This window comes from Veillonella sp. CHU110 (assembly GCF_003992255.1).
In the GTDB taxonomy this organism is placed as follows: Bacteria; Bacillota; Negativicutes; order Veillonellales; family Veillonellaceae; genus F0422.
Map to the genome: position 1 here is coordinate 1 of NZ_RQVA01000032.1, position 2846 is coordinate 2846.

The following is a 2846-nucleotide window of genomic DNA, read 5'->3' on the forward strand; positions in this document are numbered from 1 at the left end:
TATCAAATATAAAACTTTATATATTTTTCATATTGTTATTATTAATCCATTTGAATACCTGTAACTTACACAATACATCAATTTTTATTTTCAAGCAGATCTTTCAAATTTATTATAAATAACTTTTTTATACATTTTGTATATTTTACACAAAATATTCTATACAAAAAACTCCCAAGTAGTTATACCTTGTGTATTAACTAGCTTGGGAGTTATCTATTTTTATTATATATACTATTCCTTATCGAATAACTTTAGACAAGAAGGATTGTGTCCGCTCATGTTTTGGTGTATCAAACACTTCTTCTGCAGTACCTTCTTCTAGAATCTCGCCACCATCGACAAATAAAACTCGCGTTGCTACTTCTTTGGCAAAGCTCATCTCATGAGTGACAACTACCATTGTCATTCCTTCTTTAGCAAGATCTTTCATAACATCTAATACTTCACTAACCATTTCTGGATCTAACGCAGAGGTTGGCTCATCAAAAAGCATCACCTTAGGTTTCATCGCTAACGCACGAGCAATAGCTACACGTTGTTGCTGACCGCCAGACAATTGTTCTGGATAGGCCTCCGCTTTGTCTGAAAGTCCTACTTTTCCCAACAAATCATGGGCAATTGCTTCTGCATCTGCCTTGGAAAGTCCTCTAATTTTTTGTGGTGCCAATGTAATATTATCTAACACTGTCATATGAGGGAATAAATTAAATCGCTGGAATACCATACCTACTTCTGCGCGTACATTGTTTATATTTTCTTTTACATTCAAATTCATTCCATCTACAATGACATCCCCAGAGGTAGGCTCTTCTAAATAGTTCATACAACGAAGCACGGTACTTTTCCCTGATCCAGAGGGACCAATGATAACCACTACTTCACCTTTATCGATTTCGGCATTAACACCTTTCAGTACATGTAATTCACCGAAATATTTATGTACATCAATTAATTTAATCATTTAATATTATATTTCCTTTCTAAGTATGCAACGAGTCGGGAAATGGTTAATGTCATAATTAAGTATATCACCGCTACAGCAGTCCATATTTCAAAAGAGCCATAGGTACGTGCAATAATTAATTGACCACGACGTGTCAATTCCTCAAACCCAATGACTGCTACCAGAGATGTATCTTTCAACATGGCAATAAATTCATTTCCAAGTGGTGGAATAATTGCCTTGAACGCTTGTGGCATAATAATATAACGCATCGTTTGGAACCATGTTAATCCCAATGAACGACCAGCTTCCATTTGTCCTTTGTTGATCGATTGAATCCCTGCACGGAATATTTCTGACACATAGGCTCCAGAATTAATAGAACATGCCAATACAGCCGCTAAATAGGGCCCAATAGGCTCTGGTGCACCATTGGCATTTACAATAGCTCCTAATAGTTTTGGCCCACCAAAGTAAATCATAAAGATTTGTACTAGTAATGGTGTGCCTCTAAATAATTCTACATAGCATTTTGCAATGAGTCGAATCACTCTAAAGCGAGATAAATTCATCAAAGACACCACGAGTCCAATAAAGAATCCAAATCCCACACTCATAAGAGTGATCTGAATTGTAATTCCCGCTCCTCCGATCAGTAGAGGTAGAGAATCTACAATCAACTTCCAATTAAAATCCATCGTCAACAATCCATCCTTTCATATACACACAGGTAAGGAGGCTAAAAAGCCTCCTTATATAGTACCTTATTTCCCTTCGTATGTCACGGGCATATCTTTCGGCATATCTGTTTTAAACCATTTTTGGTATATTTTGTTTAATGTACCATCTTGCTTCATCTCTGTCAATGCTTTATTCACACTTTCAATAAGGGCTGTATTCTTCTTGTTCATAGCTAACCCAAAGTATTCTTTTGTATTAGGGTACTCAATGACTTGCAATTGTTCATCTGCGTGCTTAGCCACGTAGTATTGCGCCACTGGGAGGTCGATTAAAGCACCTTCAACGCCGCCATTTTTCAATTCTAATAAGGCATCACTTGTGTGATCAAAGTTTTTAACCACCGCTCCATCAATTTTACTTGCTAAATCAGCTCCTGTAGTTCCCATTTGTACAGCAATAGTTTTTCCACCTAAATCCTGTAACCCTTTAATGGGACTACTATTCTTAACAACTACAGCCATACCTGATTCGTAATAAGGCATGCTGAAACCAACTTTTTCTGTCCGTGCTTTAGTGATGGTCATACCAGAGGCAGCTATATCAATTTCCCCATTATCTAATGCAGGAACTAACCCATCAAAAGGCACATTTTTAAATTCAATTGTTTTACCTGTCCGTGCAGCAATCTCTTTTGCCACATCAATATCAAAGCCTTGTACCTCTTCGGAACCTTCATTTTTAAACTCAAAAGGAACAAAGGTTGCATTAGTACCTACTTTTAATACATTGTTAGTCTGTGCTTGTTCTGCCCCTTGAGATCCACATCCACCTAACATAGCCATTACACCTAATGTTACTAATCCTGTGCATATCCATTGTTTTACATTCATTTTCATCACCATTCTCCTTTACTTCTTAATTGTGTTCTGTAATGTATGCACTGATTATACATCTAATTGTATATTTAGTCAACATAAATTTTCATATTTTTTGTATTTTTATTTACCCCTATATATAAACTACAACAACAAAGAATATCTGAAATATACGCTATATCCTAACTACTTACAAATACGTTATCCTATTATTAGCTTGAATATCTCACTGTATGCCACCAATTTTTATTCATAGAATAAAAAAATAGGCTCTATAATAAATGTTGGGGCTACTCATATAAGAGTAGTCGCCAACATTCTTTTTTTGCAATAAAATAGACATA

3 protein-coding genes are annotated in these 2846 nt (G+C 35.7%); all 3 read right to left on the reverse strand.

Going from position 1 to position 2846, the window contains the following annotated elements; all coding sequences use genetic code 11:
* Nucleotides 1-241 precede the first annotated feature (241 nt).
* Nucleotides 242-964, reverse strand: a complete 723-nt coding sequence (locus tag EO122_RS08095) for an amino acid ABC transporter ATP-binding protein (protein WP_127010144.1) — start codon at nt 962-964, stop codon at nt 242-244.
* Nucleotides 961-1644 (reverse strand): amino acid ABC transporter permease, encoded by a 684-nt coding sequence (locus tag EO122_RS08100; RefSeq protein WP_126938186.1) that lies wholly within the window; start codon nt 1642-1644, stop codon nt 961-963. Before EO122_RS08100 ends, EO122_RS08095 begins: the two co-directional genes overlap by 4 nt.
* 66 nt (nt 1645-1710) lie before the next feature.
* The gene (locus EO122_RS08105) at nt 1711-2526 is read right to left on the reverse strand and encodes a basic amino acid ABC transporter substrate-binding protein (RefSeq protein WP_371413203.1); all 816 of its coding nucleotides are present in this window, start codon (nt 2524-2526) and stop codon (nt 1711-1713) included.
* Nucleotides 2527-2846 lie beyond the last annotated feature (320 nt).

Bases quoted from the DNA above. Each gene is read 5' to 3' on its own strand.
- EO122_RS08095 (WP_127010144.1), bottom strand. From the start codon at position 964: ATGATTAAATTAATTGATGTACATAAATATTTCGGTGAATTACATGTA.
- EO122_RS08100 (WP_126938186.1), bottom strand. From the start codon at position 1,644: ATGGATTTTAATTGGAAGTTGATTGTAGATTCTCTACCTCTACTGATC.